The sequence below is a fragment of the Streptomyces sp. URMC 124 genome (assembly GCF_051386455.1).
GTDB lineage: Bacteria > Actinomycetota > Actinomycetes > Streptomycetales > Streptomycetaceae > Streptomyces.
This window is the reverse complement of record NZ_JBPQTS010000515.1, coordinates 1-261: the sequence shown is the minus strand read 5'-3', so window position 1 is coordinate 261 and position 261 is coordinate 1. Positions and strand designations below refer to the sequence as shown.

Sequence of the window (261 nt, the reverse complement as noted above, 5' to 3'; positions counted from 1 at the left end):
CCCTTGACTACGCCCAGCTCCTTCTCGGCGGCTGCCAGGCGCGACTGCAGCTGACCTCCCCGGCTTCGCTGATCCGACAGCTGCTTCTCCAGCTCCTGTACGGCGGCAGTATGCTGCCGGTCTTTCTGAAGCGCCTCCTGCTTGAAGGACTCCTCCAGCTTCTTGGCATGCTGGGCATGCTTCTCGGCTTCCTCCTTGGCGGAGGCCTGATACTGCTGCTCGAGCTTCTCCAGCGCCTGCTTATGGGTTCCATTCAATTGC

General features: G+C 61.7%; 1 protein-coding gene. It reads right to left on the bottom strand.

Annotated features, from left to right (window positions below):
* Positions 1 to 261: hypothetical protein (locus ACSNOG_RS33530; RefSeq protein WP_436756441.1), on the bottom strand; the 261-nt coding region annotated here is incomplete at both ends.